Origin of the sequence: Dyella sp. M7H15-1 (assembly GCF_004114615.1) — a bacterium.
Classification (GTDB): Bacteria; Pseudomonadota; Gammaproteobacteria; order Xanthomonadales; family Rhodanobacteraceae; genus Dyella_B.
The window spans coordinates 1,648,392-1,662,926 of the sequence record NZ_CP035300.1; the positions used below are offsets into that span (position 1 = coordinate 1,648,392).

14 protein-coding genes, 1 tRNA gene and 1 other RNA gene are annotated in these 14,535 nt (G+C 60.0%); 1 reads left to right on the top strand and 15 read right to left on the bottom strand.

The features are described from left to right. Positions 1 to 33 precede the first annotated feature (33 nt). From EO087_RS07750 to EO087_RS07785, 8 genes are all read right to left on the bottom strand, one after another. Positions 34 to 378, bottom strand: coding sequence for a histidine triad nucleotide-binding protein (locus EO087_RS07750; protein ID WP_128898367.1), 345 nt, complete (start codon positions 376 to 378; stop codon positions 34 to 36). 41 nt (positions 379 to 419) lie between these two features. Beyond that, positions 420 to 1,019 carry a recombination mediator RecR gene (recR, locus tag EO087_RS07755; RefSeq protein WP_128898368.1) on the bottom strand — a complete coding sequence of 200 codons (600 nt, stop codon included), beginning with the start codon at positions 1,017 to 1,019 and terminating at the stop codon, positions 420 to 422. 50 nt (positions 1,020 to 1,069) lie between these two features. Continuing rightward, entirely contained in the window at positions 1,070 to 1,393 is a 324-nt protein-coding gene (locus tag EO087_RS07760) for a YbaB/EbfC family nucleoid-associated protein (protein ID WP_128898369.1), read from the bottom strand. A 19-nt stretch (positions 1,394 to 1,412) separates the two neighbouring features. After that, entirely contained in the window at positions 1,413 to 3,086 is a 1,674-nt protein-coding gene (dnaX, locus tag EO087_RS07765) for a DNA polymerase III subunit gamma/tau (RefSeq protein ID WP_128898370.1), read from the bottom strand. Positions 3,087 to 3,186: 100 nt separating this feature from the next. Then, positions 3,187 to 3,283, bottom strand: an RNA gene (ffs, locus tag EO087_RS07770) — signal recognition particle sRNA small type. 77 nt (positions 3,284 to 3,360) lie between these two features. Further along, positions 3,361 to 3,453, bottom strand: a tRNA-Ser gene (locus EO087_RS07775). 288 nt (positions 3,454 to 3,741) lie between these two features. Continuing rightward, complete coding sequence (locus tag EO087_RS07780) at positions 3,742 to 4,500, bottom strand: MBL fold metallo-hydrolase (RefSeq protein WP_128898371.1); 759 nt, start codon at positions 4,498 to 4,500, stop codon at positions 3,742 to 3,744. After that, positions 4,497 to 5,222, bottom strand: coding sequence for a 3-deoxy-D-manno-octulosonic acid kinase (locus EO087_RS07785; RefSeq protein ID WP_128899851.1), 726 nt, complete (start codon positions 5,220 to 5,222; stop codon positions 4,497 to 4,499). Before EO087_RS07785 ends, EO087_RS07780 begins: the two co-directional genes overlap by 4 nt. 82 nt (positions 5,223 to 5,304) lie before the next feature. Here EO087_RS07785 and EO087_RS07790 point away from each other — a divergent pair, with 82 nt between their 5' ends. After that, complete coding sequence (locus EO087_RS07790) at positions 5,305 to 6,354, top strand: glycosyltransferase family 9 protein (protein WP_128898372.1); 1,050 nt, start codon at positions 5,305 to 5,307, stop codon at positions 6,352 to 6,354. Positions 6,355 to 6,358: 4 nt separating this feature from the next. On the opposite strand, the gene EO087_RS07795 is transcribed toward EO087_RS07790, so the two are convergent. The 7 genes from EO087_RS07795 to EO087_RS07825 form a co-directional block, all read right to left on the bottom strand. Next, positions 6,359 to 6,760 carry a DUF6165 family protein gene (locus tag EO087_RS07795; protein WP_128898373.1) on the bottom strand — a complete coding sequence of 134 codons (402 nt, stop codon included), beginning with the start codon at positions 6,758 to 6,760 and terminating at the stop codon, positions 6,359 to 6,361. A gap of 89 nt (positions 6,761 to 6,849) precedes the next feature. Then, on the bottom strand, positions 6,850 to 7,827 hold the full coding sequence (lpxK, locus tag EO087_RS07800; RefSeq protein WP_128898374.1) for a tetraacyldisaccharide 4'-kinase: 978 nt from the start codon (positions 7,825 to 7,827) through the stop codon (positions 6,850 to 6,852). Positions 7,828 to 7,831: 4 nt separating this feature from the next. Further along, complete coding sequence (msbA, locus tag EO087_RS07805; protein WP_128898375.1) at positions 7,832 to 9,622, bottom strand: lipid A export permease/ATP-binding protein MsbA; 1,791 nt, start codon at positions 9,620 to 9,622, stop codon at positions 7,832 to 7,834. Beyond that, on the bottom strand, positions 9,619 to 10,050 hold the full coding sequence (locus tag EO087_RS07810; protein WP_128898376.1) for a biopolymer transporter ExbD: 432 nt from the start codon (positions 10,048 to 10,050) through the stop codon (positions 9,619 to 9,621). The genes msbA and EO087_RS07810 overlap by 4 nt, the downstream gene beginning before the upstream one ends. Before the next feature lie 20 nt (positions 10,051 to 10,070). Further along, positions 10,071 to 10,718 carry a MotA/TolQ/ExbB proton channel family protein gene (locus EO087_RS07815; protein ID WP_128899852.1) on the bottom strand — a complete coding sequence of 216 codons (648 nt, stop codon included), beginning with the start codon at positions 10,716 to 10,718 and terminating at the stop codon, positions 10,071 to 10,073. A gap of 105 nt (positions 10,719 to 10,823) precedes the next feature. After that, positions 10,824 to 13,142: a DNA internalization-related competence protein ComEC/Rec2 gene (locus tag EO087_RS07820; RefSeq protein WP_128898377.1), complete on the bottom strand. Its 2,319-nt coding sequence runs from the start codon at positions 13,140 to 13,142 to the stop codon at positions 10,824 to 10,826. A gap of 135 nt (positions 13,143 to 13,277) precedes the next feature. Beyond that, the gene (locus EO087_RS07825) at positions 13,278 to 14,177 is read right to left on the bottom strand and encodes a hemagglutinin repeat-containing protein (RefSeq protein WP_128898378.1); all 900 of its coding nucleotides are present in this window, start codon (positions 14,175 to 14,177) and stop codon (positions 13,278 to 13,280) included. Positions 14,178 to 14,535: the final 358 nt, after the last annotated feature.

Consider the following 14,535-nt stretch of genomic DNA (forward strand, 5'->3'; position numbering starts at 1 on the left):
CGGCGTTTTTATTGACTTAAGCAGAATGCTCGATCAACCCGGCGGCCAGGTCATGCGGCGACCGGCGAGCAGATGCACGTGCAGATGAAACACCGTCTGCCCACCCTGTTCGTTGCAGTTGATCACGGTGCGATAGCCTTCTTTGTCGACGCCTTCGCGCTTGGCATAACTGGCTGCGGCCAGCAGCAGCTTACCGAGCAGATCGGCATCGGCCGCCGAGGCATCATTCAAGGTGGCAATCACCTGCTTCGGCACGAACAGCACATGCACGGGTGCTTGCGGATTGAGATCGCGAAACGCCAACACATCATCGTCCTCATAGACGATATCGGCCGGAATTTCGCGGCGGACGATCTTGCCAAAAATGGTGTCACCCATAAGCCTGCTCCTCTGTAGTCCGTTCCTGTGTTCCAGGCCGGTTATTCCATGGTTTGCCGGCTGCCGAACGCGTGCGCCAGGGTGCTGCGATCGACGTATTCCAATTCGCCACCCAGCGGAACGCCATGCGCCAGCCGCGTGGGCTTGATACCGGCAGCGCGCGCTAATTGCGCCAGATAGTGAGCCGTCGCCTCACCTTCCACGGTTGGATTGGTGGCAAGGATCAATTCCTCCACCTCACCTTCTGCGAGACGCTCACTCAACAAACCAAGCCCCAGCTCCTCGGGCCCCAGGCCATCCAGCGGCGAAAGCCGGCCCATCAGCACGAAGTATTGCCCACGGTAGCCCGTTGCCTGCTCGATCGCCGCCAGATCAATAGGTGATTCCAGCACACACAGCACATGACGATCGCGGCTGGAGCTGGCGCAGATCGCGCACACCTGAGTCTCGCTGAAATTGCGGCAGCGTGTGCAATGGTTGATCTTCTGCATCGCCTGCTGCAACACCGCAGCGAGTTTCAAACCACGCTCGCGCTCGCGCTCCAGCAAATGGAAGGCCATGCGTTGCGCGCTCTTACCGCCGACACCAGGCAGGCAGCGCAGGGCTTCGATGAGTTCGTTGAGGAGTGGGGATGCGCTCATGTGCTTTTCGTGCCCGCTCCCCAAAGGGGAGGGGAAATGGATGCGACATATCAGAACGGCATCTTGAAACCAGCTGGCAGATTCATGCCAGTCGTAATGCCGCCCAACTTGTTCTTGCTCGCTTCGGCCACTTTGTTCACCGCATCGTTGATCGCCGCAGCCACCAAGTCTTCTGCCATTTCTGGATCGTCGGCGAATAGCTTGCGATCGATCTGCACGCGACGTACTTCATGCGCACCGCTCATCACGACATTGACCAGCCCACCGCCGGAAGTGCCGGTAACTTCGAGCTTGGCGATCTCTTCCTGCGCGCGCTTCATGTCTTCCTGCATGCGCTGCGCCTGCTGCATCAACTGACCGAGTTGTCCTCTCATGATTTTTACTCCGGGTATATCAGGATTCAAAAGGTTTGATGGATTGCGGCACGACACGCGCACCGAATTCGCGCTTCAGCGCCTGCACCAACGGATCGCCGTCGATGGAGGCTTCTGCTGCCGACTGCGCTTCGCTACGCGCCACCGCTGCGCGTGCTGCCGGTGTTTGCGCGACGCCACGGTTGTCACTGATGAAGCGCAGCTTGATCGTGGCACCCATCACCTCGCTCAGGCGATCGGCGATCTGGCTCACCATCGGCTCCACGGCGAGGTGCATATACGCAGACTGCAACGCCAGCACCAACGTGTTGCCTTCCCTTCCATGCAAGGCTGAGTTTTGTGCAAGCTGACCAAGTGGGCCACGCAGATCAGCACGCTGAATCAGGATTTCCCAATCCGGCAAATCACCTGCGTCGGCAACCCGTTGCGCTGATGCAGCAGGCTCACGCGATGTTGCCGGATAGGGCACAGCCACCACTGCAGGGCTCGAACCTGGGGATGATGACGCAGGCGCCGCAGGTGCGGAAGTCATGGGTGCGCGCGGCGTCGGCAGCGCAGGCGCGCTGCGCTGTCCACCCGAGGCCGCAGCCGATGCTGCCATATCATCAGACGGACGAAACGCCAGCATGCGCAGCAGGGCCATCTCGAAACCGGTACGCGCATCGGGCGCCAGCGCCAGATCACGGCGACCGCTGGTGGCAATCTGGTAGTAGAGCTGCACGTCTTCAGCCGTCAGGCGCTCGGCCAGGCCAGCGAGCGCGCTGTCGTCGCCTTCATGGGCATCCGGCCGATAACCGGGCACCAACTGGATAAGCTGGATGCGGTGCAAGGCTGCAGCAAGATCATCCAGCACGCTGGCAAAGTCAGGCGAGAACGACGCAATACGTGCGCATTCCGCCATCAAGGCCTGACCATTACCCGCCGCCAATGCATCCAGCAAGCCAAGCACCTGCCCACGCTCGACGCTGCCGAGCATGGCCCGAACCTCATCAGCCTTCAGCGAACCGCCACCGTAGGCGATGGCCTGATCCAGCAAGGACAAACCATCACGCAGCGAGCCATCCGCGGCACGAGCCAGTTCGACCATGGCAGGATCTTCAAATTCGATATGTTCGGCACCGAGGATATGGCGCATCTGGCCGGCGATCTGATCAGGCAACAGGCGCTTCAGATTGAAACGCAGGCAACGCGAAAGCACGGTCACCGGCAGCTTCTGCGGATCGGTGGTGGCGAGCAGAAATTTCACATGCGGCGGCGGCTCTTCCAGCGTCTTCAACAAGGCGTTGAAGGCTGGCTTGGAGAGCATGTGCACTTCGTCCACCAGATAGACCTTGAAGCGGCCACGCGCAGGGGCGTATTGCGCGTTCTCGATCACCTCGCGCACATCGTCCACGCCGGTGTTGCTGGCGGCATCGATTTCAAGAAGGTCGACGAAACGGCCGGCATCGACCGCCGTACAGACTGAGCACTCACCGCAAGGATCGGCCGACTCGCCGCGTTCGCAATTGAGCGACTTGGCGAAGATGCGCGCAATCGTCGTCTTGCCGACGCCGCGCGTACCGGTGAACAGATAGGCGTGATGCATGCGCCCGCTATCCAGAGCGTTCGTCAAGGCGCGGACGACGTGTTCCTGACCGACGAGTTCGGCAAACTTGCGGGGGCGCCACTTACGCGCGAGTACCTGATAGGACATGCGATGAGGATGCTCAGAGGCAGTTGGGCCAGAATCCAATTGTGCCAAGTCGTTCAAGGCAAGTCATGCGTACTCGCCGCGGCCGCCCCAAAGGCGGCGGCCCCGCCAGCCACACCCCGGCACCCGAATCATCCGCTACCGTTGCTTCCTTCCGGACCTGGCGGGGTTTGCGAACTATCGTCGCGGAGGGACCGACGGGGCCACCATAGGGGTGGACTTTTAGGTCCGTGAAACCAACTTGCTTGCCTGTTTTAGCAAGCTGAAGCTTGATAACTGGCGGAGAGGGCGGGATTCGAACCCGCGATACGGGGATAAGCCGTATACACACTTTCCAGGCGTGCTCCTTCAACCACTCGGACACCTCTCCGGGATAAAACTCTTTTGCAACTTGTATTACCGGGCGGGATGGTTCGGCCCGTCCAGGGCCTCACCCCTCCGCGCTACGCGCTCCGGGGCCAGCCTACGGCTGTCCAAAATTCGTTCCAGACGAATTTTGTCGAACCCGCGATACGGGGATAAGCCGTATACACACTTTCCAGGCGTGCTCCTTCAATCACTCGGACATCTCTCCACACGCATTAACCACATTGCCACTGGCTTCCGGCAAAGGAGCGGAAGCATAACGGTTCGGCAGGGTCTGCGACAAGAGAGCGATTCAGCCGGCGTCTGGCCTTACCGGCCGCGGCATGGCCAAGGCGATGCGCTCGCCTGTACCTGCGACTTTGTAACCACGCGTTGCCAGTGCCGCGCCATCGGCAACGCTTCCGTAGTGATACAGCAGCAAACGCGCACGCAACTCTGCATTGTATTCACGTTCGATATCCTCAATACCGGTGTGGGAAGGATTGCCTATCAAGCCGCAGTCGTGGGCGATCCATACCTGTCCCTTTGCATAGTGCGCCAGCACTTCCGGAATGGGCCGGGTATCTCCGGTAAAGACAAAGCTTCCATCCAGGGCCAAACCGAACGACGTATCCGGCCGGTGATGACGCGTGGCAAAGACGTCGAACCACCAGCCATCCAACCAAAAGCCGCGTGTGCACGGCACCAACCGGAAAGCTTCCCAGTAGTTCACGCCACCTTCGGCCAACGCCCCCGGATAATCCGCCACGCGCATCTGCAGCCAGGGAATCAGCGCCGCATGGGCAAACACGCGCGTGCGGCCACGCAGCGCCTCGTTGAGCCACAGGCGCGTGAACAATCGCTCCATGCCACCCACGTGATCCATATGGGTATGCGTAATGTAGAGATTCCGCGGCGGCTCGCCGTAGGCAGCCAGATAGCGATCGAGCGTATCAGGGCCGCAATCGATCAGTAGCAACGGCTTGCCGTCGCGCTCAAGCACGGCGGACGAAGAACCCAGTTCGACCGCATGCGCGGCTCCTGTTCCCAAGAAGTGCAGATGCCAGTTCATGCGCTCAGCGTACGCTCATAGCCATACATCAGGGGCGTCCAGATCTTCCGGTCGAAAACCGTCTCGCCATCCGCCGCGGCGCCCAGTTTGAACAGCGAACGGCGTAAGCGTTGCAAGTTGGCTATGCGCCAGCCCTGTCCCGGTGCGCGCAGGCGGCCACGGTCGAAATCGATCAGATACAACGCAGAAGAAGCCATCAGCACGTTATGCGCGTTGAGATCGGCGTGCCAGACACCGGCGCGATGAAAGCGCGCCACCAGGGCGCCCACCTCTTGTGCCAATTCGGCATCCAGCCGGGCTTCGGCTAGGCACTCGGCCAATGTCTGCGTATGGGGGATGCGTCGTGTGATCAGGTCTGCGCGATAGTGCAGGCCAAGCCGTTGATAACGGGCCGCCACGACCCGCGGCGTTGGCAGTTCCAACCGCGCCATCGCTTGCAGCAGGCGGAATTCGGCGAAACTGCGCGTGCGATCCGCTCCTGTCCACCCATAGCGATCGCCCATCAGTGCCGCCACCATGCCTCCGCGCCGGTAGTGGCGCAGCACACATTCGCCGGCCGGCGTGGCGATCATGGCCACGCCACCACGGCCACCAGCCTGGGTGCTGAGCGCAGCCCGATCCCGCCAATAGGCGGGATCAAACCAGCGGCCGTCGACTTGTGGCGACAGGGTGGGGTCGAACAGAATCACACCTTCGGCGTCTTGGCGCAGTTGCTCGTGCATCGATGCTGCCGTGGCTCCGTCCTGATTCATTGCCCGACGATTGTAGAGTCGGGCCTCATCATCTAGATAGCCTGACTCTTCCATGTCTACTCCTCAATCCATATGCCTGCTCCGCACCTCCGCCATCGGTGACGTTACCCATGTGGTGCCGCTGGTACGTACGCTGCAGCAGGCATGGCCGCAAACATCGCTGACCTGGATCGTGGGCAAGCTGGAACGCAAGCTGGTCGGCGACCTTCAGGGGGTGAATTTCGTTACCTTCGACAAGAGTGCGGGCTGGGCCGGCATGCGCGTGGTGAAGGAAGCCCTGCGCGGACAGCGATTCGATGCTCTGCTGCAGATGCAGGTGGCCATGCGCTCGAACCTGTTGAGCCTGGGTATCAAGGCGAAGTGCCGGGTCGGTTATGATCACGCACGCGCTAAGGATTTGCATGGGCTGGTGATCAACGAGCGCATTCCCGCGCGCATCGGTGAGCATGTGCTGCAAGCCATCGGCAGTTTCTGCGAACCGCTGGGACTCAAGCAGACCGACGTGCGCTGGGATATTCCGATTGCCGAAGAAGATCATGCCTGGGCCGTTGAACAGTTGCCCGGCGATCAGCCCACGCTGCTCGTGAGCCCCACGTCCAGCCACGCCTTGCGCAACTGGCAGCCAGGGCGCTACGCCGCCGTCATGGATCATGCTGCCGCACACGCTTGGCGCGTGGTGCTGATCGGTGGCCCCTCTCCCGGCGAGCGCAGCATGGCCGATGCCGTGTTGGCCGCCTGCCACCATCCGCCGCTCGACCTTACCGGCAAAGACACACTCAAGACATTGATGGCGATGTTCTGTCGCGCGCAACTGCTGCTGACACCGGATTCCGGCCCGATGCACATGGCCAACACCGTCGGCATGAAAGTGCTGGGCCTGCACGCGGCAAGCAATCCGGCACGCTCAGGGCCTTATTCGGATCGTCGCTGGTGCGTCGACAAATACGACACGGCCTCACGCAAATACTTCGGCAAGCCAGCTAGCGAGATTCCGTGGGGCAGCAAGATCGAACGCCCCGGTGTGATGGACCTGATCGAAGTCGGCGATGTGATCGAACGCTTCGAGGCCGCGGCCGAGGCGATGGGTATCCGTACGCGTTAGCACGTCATCCCTTTTGCCGGTAATCCTGATACGACTTCTCCTCGACCAACTGCGAACCCAACTTCAGGTTGATTTCGCGCTTCACCACTGCACGCTCGTCGTTCTGGAAATACACCGAACGGGCCAGTTCGATGAAATCGGCATCGAATGTCTGCGCCTTTTCCTTCAGGCGGATGCGATCTTCGATATCCCACAGCGCTTCGTTGACGGCCAACAGGCGCGCGCGTTCCTTGTTGATATCAGTCTGCGACGCGTGATGGTTGGCCCATGTTGCATTGAGCAGGTTGAGCTCGTTATGCACATTGGCCAGCTTGGCCGGATCGGAAAAGTGGCGCGATTTGATTTCGAGAATGGTGATCTTGTCGATCAGCTCACCAAAAGATACCGGTACCTGGATCAGGCTCATGAAAACCTCACACGGAAAAATGCCGGCCCATCGCCGGAAACAGCGCTCATGATACCGCTCTGGGCCTGGAGGTTTAAGGCAACGCTGCCTTAAGCCTTTGCACCCAAACGTGCACAAAGCGCATCGTAAAAAGCTGCCGGCAGCTCTGCTTTCACCGGCACGCTCCACCAGTCCTTCTGGGCGAAAGCCTGGCATTTCACTGCATCTTTTTCGGTCATCAACACCTGCAAGCCGTCACCAAAGGCGAGATCGGCGGGCACGAAGGCATGGTGATCGGGAAAAGGATGCGGAATCACCTCCACGCTCTGCGCGGCCAGGCTCGTGAAGAAACGCTGCGGGTGACCGATGGCGGCGACCGCGTGCACACGTGCACCCGCAAAACGGCTCAAGGGTTGCTCATGCCCACCCAGCAAGGCACGCACCGTATGGCCACGCAAATGCATTGATATTTCACCAGCCATGGCTTCGCCACCATTGCAAATGCGAAAGTCCACTTCGTCGATACGACGCAAAGATTCGCGCAAAGGCCCCGCGGGCAGCAGCCTGCGATTGCCAAATCGGCGTCCGCCATCGATCACGCAGATTTCTACATCGCGCGCCAGCCGGTAGTGCTGCAAACCATCGTCCGCGATCAACACATCGCAGCCCGCATTCACCAGCAACTGCGCCGCGGCCGGTCGGTCACGACCCATCGCCACAGGAACACCCGCAGCGCGAATCAATACGGGCTCGTCACCAACCTCCGCCGGGTTTGGCCCATCGCCAAGCAGCATGGGCTCGTGCTGCATCCCCCCGTAGCCACGGCTCATTACGCCGGGCCGATAACCGCGCTGCCGTAGTGCTTCGAACAAGGCCAATGTCAATGGCGTCTTACCGGTACCACCTACCGTGAGATTACCGACCACGATCACCGGGCATGACAATCGCACCACTTTCAGCCATCCCAACCGATACAAGCTCCGGCGAATCGACACAACCGCGCCATAAAGTCCGGCCAACGGATAACACCACCAGGGCAGGCGCCCCTTGCCGTACCAACCCTGCTGGAGCTTCTCGGCCAATGTCATCGCATCAATCGGCAGCGACAGCCACAGAACGTTCGTTGAATTGCATGCGGTGCAAGGCGGCGTAGTGGCCACCTATGGCCATCAGCTCGGCATGCGTACCACGTTCGATGATGCGTCCCTGGTCCATCACAACGATCTGGTCGGCGTGTTCGATGGTGGATAGACGATGCGCGATCACCAAGGTGGTGCGATCTTGCATCAGGCGTTGCAACGCTTGCTGGATCAGGCGCTCCGATTCGGTATCGAGTGCGCTGGTTGCTTCATCCAGCACCAGGATCGGCGCATTCTTCAGGATGGCCCGCGCAATCGCGATACGCTGGCGCTGGCCACCGGAAAGCAGGTTGCCCGCTTCACCGATATGGCTATGGATACCCTTCGGCATGCGCTGAATGAATTCCATCGCATTGGCGGCTTCGGCGGCAGCGATAATGTCCTGTTCGCTCGTGCCGGCCAACTCGCCATAGGCAATGTTCTCAGCGACAGTGCCATCAAATAGCACAACGTTCTGCCCCACCCAGGCAATCTGCCGGCGCAGCGAGGGCAAGGTGTAGGACTCGTAATTGTCGCCATCCAACAGAATGCGGCCACTGGTCGGCGCATTGAAGCGCGGCAGCAGGCTGACCAGACTGCTTTTGCCACTGCCAGAACGGCCTACCAAGGCCGTGACCGTACCGGGGGCACAATGAAGATTGACGCCCGCCAAGGCTTCAAACTCGCCACGTGGATAAACCAGACGTACGTCTTCGTAGCGCAAATCGCCCTTGGTACGCTCCAACACCTTGATGCCATGATCGACTTCCGGCGGCAAATCCATCACTTCAAACAGATTTTCAGCGGCGGAAACACCCGTCTGAATGGTGGATTGCACATTGGCCAGGCGCTTCAACGACGGCAGCATCCCGCCCATGGCGGTCAGCACGGAGACAAACATGCCCGCCGAAATGCTGTCGATCACCGAGGGCCTCGAAGCCAGGAAGATCAGACCGGCCAAGCCGAACGAGGCCACCGTCTGCACGGATGCGCTGGATGTAGCGGCCGTGGCGACGATCTTGAGGTTCAAATAACGCGCGCGGCTGGTCACTTCCTTGAACCGCCCCGAGGCTTGCTGCTGGCCACCGTAAATGCGCAGTTCGCGATGCCCATCGATGGCTTCTTCCACCGTACCGGTCACCGAGCCCATCATGTTCTGGATGCGCCGGCTGATCGTGCGATAGCGACGGCTCACGAACAGGGCGATCAGCATGATCGGCGGTATGAGCAGGAACAGCACCATGGTGAGGTAGGCACTCTTGCTCAACATGACATAGAACATGCCAAGCACCGTAACGCCTTCCGTCACCGTCACCTTCAGAGCGTCCGTGGACGCACCCGCCACCTGTTCGCTGGTATAGGTGATACGTGAAATCTGATGGCCCGAATGCTCGTTGCCGAAAAATGTCGCCGGCAATCGCAGGTAGGCGGCGAACACGTCGCGCTGCATGGATTGCACCACGTTACGGCCGATATAACCGATACCGTAGTTGCTGATGAAGGTGGCAACACCACGTACCAAAAAGATGGCGATGATCCAGATCGGCATCCAGAAGATGAGATAGGGATCTTTTTTCGCAAACAGATCGTCGATGATCGGCTGCAGTTTGTTGGTGAACAAAGCCAGGCAAGCGCCATCCACCGCAAAACCAATGATCGTAATCAGGGCCACCGGCCAGAAGCGCGCGGAATAGCCCAGCAGCCGCTTGTAGGTTCGCCGGCTTTCCGCGCCCCACAACGAGACTTTCTTTTTGCCTTCGCTCATTGACCCGTTTCCGACGGCGTCGGTGTCGTGGCAATGGTGAGGTGAGTGAAGCCGAGCTGGCCCAGCGCATCCATCGCCGTTACCACGTTCTGATGTGCCGTCATCGCATCGGCGCGAATGGTGACGGTCCGGTTGCGATCGTCACCGGCCACGCGGGCAATCGACTGCTTCAGCGGATCCACGCCCTGCCCCACCACTTCGTCGCTACCCACGTAAAAATGGCCATCGCGATCCACCATCACGGTCATCGCTGGCGGTTGCATGTCGCGATCCTCCGCACTGGCCTGCGGCAGGTTCACTTTCAGGCGCGAGTGTTGCACGAAGGTGGTCGTGAGCACGAAGAACATCAACAGAGTCAACAGCACGTCGATCAACGAGACCACATTGATCTCGAAATCGTCACTGCGACGGTCGTTACCGATACGCATGGAAGAGCCTGCTCAGGGTCTTAGGCCGATGTCTTGTCGCCAGCCACTGCTGCATGACGCGGACGTGATGTAGCGACAAGTGCGGAAAACGTGAGATCGTCGAGCAGCAAGGTGGCCTGCTTTTCCATCTCCACGCAATAGCCTTCCACTTTCGAACGGAAGTAGCGGTGCAGCACATATGCAGGAATGGCCACGGTCAAACCCGCTGCCGTGCAGATCAGCGCCTCGCCAATGCCGCCGGCCATTTTGGTAGGGTCCGCCATGCCGCCCACCATCACCTGCATGAACATGCGAATCAGGCCGATCACGGTACCAAACAAGCCGAGCAGCGGACCGATCAGAGCGATGGTGCCGAGGGTATTGAGATAACGCTCCATGCGATGTACCACATGGCGACCGGTATCTTCGATGCGTTCCTTGATCAACTCGCGCGGACGAGTGCGCACGGCCAGTGTGGCAGCCAGCAACTCACCCAGCGGCGAACCCGTGGAAAGCTTTTCCAGATGAACCGGATCAAGCTGATCGGAACGTGCCCATTCGCGCACTTCCTGCGAGAGTCCGCGCGGCAGCACCGAGTTGCGTCGCAAGGTCCAGCACCGTTCCAACACGATCGCCAGCGCCACCGCCGAGCAGATCAGGATGGGCGTCATCGCCCAACCGCCTGCCATCAGAATCTGACCCAGATCACCCACAACCCACTCCCGGCCCTGCCGTCTGCCTGAAGAGGGCATCATAGCAGCGTAGTTGGAACATACCGTGCTGCGGGTGACCATTCATTCCCGCCAGTAACGGCGCTCCCGCAGGCGCCAATGTGCAGTCACTGAGGCCGGCGAAGTGGCCGGAAAATCAATTTGAACGGCACCTACCAATGCGGTATTGAACACCGGCACGTCGGCCTGCGCGTAGCGCTGGAGAACTTCGGGCCGCGGATGGCCAAAACGGTTGAGCCAGCCAGCAGAAACCACTGCCAGCTCGGGCTTGGCGGCAGCAATGAAGGCCGCACTGGAGGAGGTCCGGCTACCATGGTGTGGCACCTGCAACACCAGCCGTGGCCCCGATCCCAGGATATCTGCGAGGCGTGATTCGATCCCCGAGTCGATATCACCGGTCAGCAACAAACGGCCGCCCTTCCCTTCTACCAGCAGCACACAGGACCGATCATTGTCTGATGTTGCGACCCCGCCCCTGATCGGACTGAGCAAATGAAATCGCACGTCATCCCACTCCCAATGTTGCCCTGCCAGACACTGCTCGACAGATAGGGACATGCGATCCGGTTCGCCGCCATAGCGACGCGCCATGGGAAATGCCGCCGCGACGGCAGGTGCGCCACCGGCATGATCGTTATCAGCATGACTGACCATCAGCGCGTCCAGCCGGTCCATGCCCAGCGCATACAGCGATGGGATCACCACGGCTTCGCCCAGATCGAATCCGGACGGATAGCGCGCCCCGGCGTCGTAAACCAAGGCGTGGTGACGCGTACGAACAATCACCGACAAGCCTTGCCCCACATCCAGCACCCACGCCTGAAATGCACCCGCATCCGGTTGATGTCGCGCGGGCCAGAGCAAGGGAAGGAGTAACAAGACGCCGAACATTCTTAGTGGCACGCCGCGCGGCATGAATAGCCACGCGGCACCCAGCATCGCCAACACCAGCGACCAGGGTTGCACGGCAGGCAAAAACCAGTGCGTGCCCGGCCAGGTGGCTGTTTGTTCAAGCAGCCACCATTGTGCGTGCGCAAGCTTTCCCGCCAGCCACAACACTGGCGTTGCAAGCGGCGGGGCGATCAACAACAACAGCAATCCCATCAACGCACAGGGCACGATCACGAAACTGACGAAAGGCACGGCGACCAGATTGGACAGCGCACCGACAAGAGACGCCTCGCCAAAGAACCACAAAGTGAGCGGCAAAAGAGCTACCGTCATCACGATCTGACCCAACGTAAGCTCGCGCAGGAAAGCGCGAATACCGTGTCCCTGGGTTTGCAGGCACAAGATCAGAAAACCGACACCTACAAACGACAGCCAGAATCCCGCGTCGAGTACCGCCAAGGGATCGGCCAGCAGAATAGCGATCATCGCAAGCGCTAAGGCATGCCCAGCTCCGGACGCACGGCGGCTGCATCGCGCGAATGCAACGGCTCCAATCATCAAAACCGTGCGCACGGTCGGCATGCCAAAACCTGCCAATCCAGCGTAGGCAAAAGCCCATAGCAGCGCCGACATCGCCTGTGCTTGCACGCGTGGCCATCGCACCGCCAGTAATGGCCAAAGCCAGTAAACCAACCCGCAAAGCCATGCGCCAAATGCTGCCGCAACACCGACGTGGAATCCTGAAATGGCAATCAAATGGGAAACACCGTTAGCGCGTGCCACATCCCAGTCATGTGCACTCAAACCACCCGTATCACCCACGGTAAAAGCGCGCAGCAGCGCAGCATCGTGCGCATCACGTACTCGCGCCTGGATATCGCTGGATAGCGATCCACGCAGTCGATCCAGGCACCATAACGCCACCGCCTGCTGCTGATTGGACGGATCATCCCGCACATAACCCACCGCGGTGATGCCACGTGCCAGTGCACTGCGTTCACTATCGGCGCCACCGGGATTGATCATGCCGCGCGGACGGCGCAAGCGAAGCATCCATTGCCAACGTGAACAGGGTTCCAGCGCAGGCGGCGGTTTGCCATACCAGCTTATGCGAGCAAGTCCGCGCCAAGGTATGGGCTTGTCATTGAGCTTTGCCTGATCGATCCGGAAGAGAAAGCTGGTTGCATCAGCCTTGGTTTGGGCAAGCCCCTGGATATGGCCGGTGACGCTGAAATCTTGCCCTTCCCATTCGGCGGGCAAGCGTGCGTCCATGGCAACACCACCCCGCCAACAGGCCCATGCAAAACCAAAAAGCACGATGGCCAGCCAGCGCAAGCGCGATATTCGCCATGCAAGAAACAATGCAAGGACACATACGACAGCGACAAGCCAGCGCGGCGGCAACACTGAAAACCACTGCACGGAAAGCACGCCCGCCAACAGCGAAAGCGCTGCGACCATTGCACCCGGCCATATCCTTGCGTACGGCATATCCCTGCTGTTTTGCCTTTTGATAAAGCAAAACTAGCGCACGCGTGAACACCTCTATGTAGGAAATCCGCCCATGCCATTGAAGGTCCCGAGGCTGAGGTGAGGCACCTCTGCGCTTTGACGTTATCGGCACACTCAAAGAGCCTTAAGCGGGCTTAACCAAAAGAAGCCATCCGCTCCGATCGCCGCAGGTGAGAACTCGTAATCACATGGACTCGCCCCGCTCCGATCAGGCCACAAGGGCCAGCGGAGGAGAGTAAAACTGTCCACCGACCTGTAAAGAGCGAGGGCGAGGCCATAAATAAGCGTACTCCGGTTATCGAAGCGAGCGAATTGGCGATTGATCTGGCCAAGAACGTGTTCGAAGTGGTGGACGCCGATCGACACGGGCACGAGCTGTGGCATCGTCGCATTGCGACGCGCAAAGCCTTTGAAAACTTCCTGGCCGTGGTTTTCTTGTTGGCTCAGGATATTGAGGTTGTTGGCGGCGGCGAGGGCGACGTTGTTGCTCTGGATGTGGCTGCCGTAGGCGGTTTCGTCGTGGGTGGTGGTGCTACTGCTGGCGCTGCTGGCGCCAAGGCCAATACGTAAGCTGATGCCCTGACTGACATTCGTATCTGCCGATGCTGCCGCGCCAGCTGCGTCTTGGTAGGCGTTATACGCCTCGTAGGCGGTATAGGCGGCTTGGCTCGCATACAGCGCTTTGAGGCGGTCGTCTTCGGCGTGGTTGGCGGCTTGAGAGTGGCCGTAGACACTCTGCGTGGCGCTAGCCAAGCCCCCACCCAAACCCAGCGTGATCCCCGCTTGCTGTTGTTTGTAGCTCTGCGTGGTGTCTTGCGTGCCCAACGCCGCGTCGAGGGTGACGTCGTTGCCGACGATGGCGGTGCTGGTGTTGCTGATCACATCGCTGCCGGTGATGTGCACGCGGTTGCCGGCGGTCAACGTGACACCACCGTTCAAGCTGCCGATGACGCTGCCTTGCGGGGTGGTGTCGGTTTCGTTGGTGGTTTGAGTTTCCTTGGCTTCGCCGATCATCAGGTTCAGGCCGCTGGTGAAGACCCCGCTGGTCTTGGTGGTGCGGTCGTGCTGTTCGCTGTGCGTGTCGGTGGCGACGATTTGCGCAGCTTGGGTGGCGGATGAACCAGCACTAATCAGGTAATCGGAACGCCATCAGAGATGTATCGATAGCCTTTTCGTTGCATGCAGACCTCAAAGTAGTTCGATCTAGTTTTCATTGCATTGCGCATACGAAGTTTATCATCTGCTGGCATACTGCCTGGCCATTTTCTGGAGATATCAGCTGCCTCCTTGACCGCCGCCATATAGCGTGGGTCTTGCCGCAGCTCCCGAGAGCACCCCTGACTAGCCTCGGTGGCATCCTCATCCGTAGTGC

Excerpts from the sequence above, each read along its gene's own strand:
- EO087_RS07760 (WP_128898369.1), bottom strand. The coding sequence starts at position 1,393 with ATGAGAGGACAACTCGGTCAGTTGATGCAGCAGGCGCAGCGCATGCAG.
- recR (WP_128898368.1), bottom strand. The coding sequence starts at position 1,019 with ATGAGCGCATCCCCACTCCTCAACGAACTCATCGAAGCCCTGCGCTGC.
- EO087_RS07750 (WP_128898367.1), bottom strand. The coding sequence starts at position 378 with ATGGGTGACACCATTTTTGGCAAGATCGTCCGCCGCGAAATTCCGGCC.
- lpxK (WP_128898374.1), bottom strand. The coding sequence starts at position 7,827 with ATGACATTGGCCGAGAAGCTCCAGCAGGGTTGGTACGGCAAGGGGCGC.
- EO087_RS07795 (WP_128898373.1), bottom strand. The coding sequence starts at position 6,760 with ATGAGCCTGATCCAGGTACCGGTATCTTTTGGTGAGCTGATCGACAAG.
- EO087_RS07825 (WP_128898378.1), bottom strand. The coding sequence starts at position 14,177 with ATGATCGGCGAAGCCAAGGAAACTCAAACCACCAACGAAACCGACACC.
- EO087_RS07785 (WP_128899851.1), bottom strand. The coding sequence starts at position 5,222 with ATGCACGAGCAACTGCGCCAAGACGCCGAAGGTGTGATTCTGTTCGAC.
- dnaX (WP_128898370.1), bottom strand. The coding sequence starts at position 3,086 with ATGTCCTATCAGGTACTCGCGCGTAAGTGGCGCCCCCGCAAGTTTGCC.
- EO087_RS07790 (WP_128898372.1), top strand. The coding sequence starts at position 5,305 with ATGTCTACTCCTCAATCCATATGCCTGCTCCGCACCTCCGCCATCGGT.
- msbA (WP_128898375.1), bottom strand. The coding sequence starts at position 9,622 with ATGAGCGAAGGCAAAAAGAAAGTCTCGTTGTGGGGCGCGGAAAGCCGG.
- EO087_RS07815 (WP_128899852.1), bottom strand. The coding sequence starts at position 10,718 with ATGGCAGGCGGTTGGGCGATGACGCCCATCCTGATCTGCTCGGCGGTG.
- EO087_RS07820 (WP_128898377.1), bottom strand. The coding sequence starts at position 13,142 with ATGCCGTACGCAAGGATATGGCCGGGTGCAATGGTCGCAGCGCTTTCG.
- EO087_RS07780 (WP_128898371.1), bottom strand. The coding sequence starts at position 4,500 with ATGAACTGGCATCTGCACTTCTTGGGAACAGGAGCCGCGCATGCGGTC.
- EO087_RS07810 (WP_128898376.1), bottom strand. The coding sequence starts at position 10,050 with ATGCGTATCGGTAACGACCGTCGCAGTGACGATTTCGAGATCAATGTG.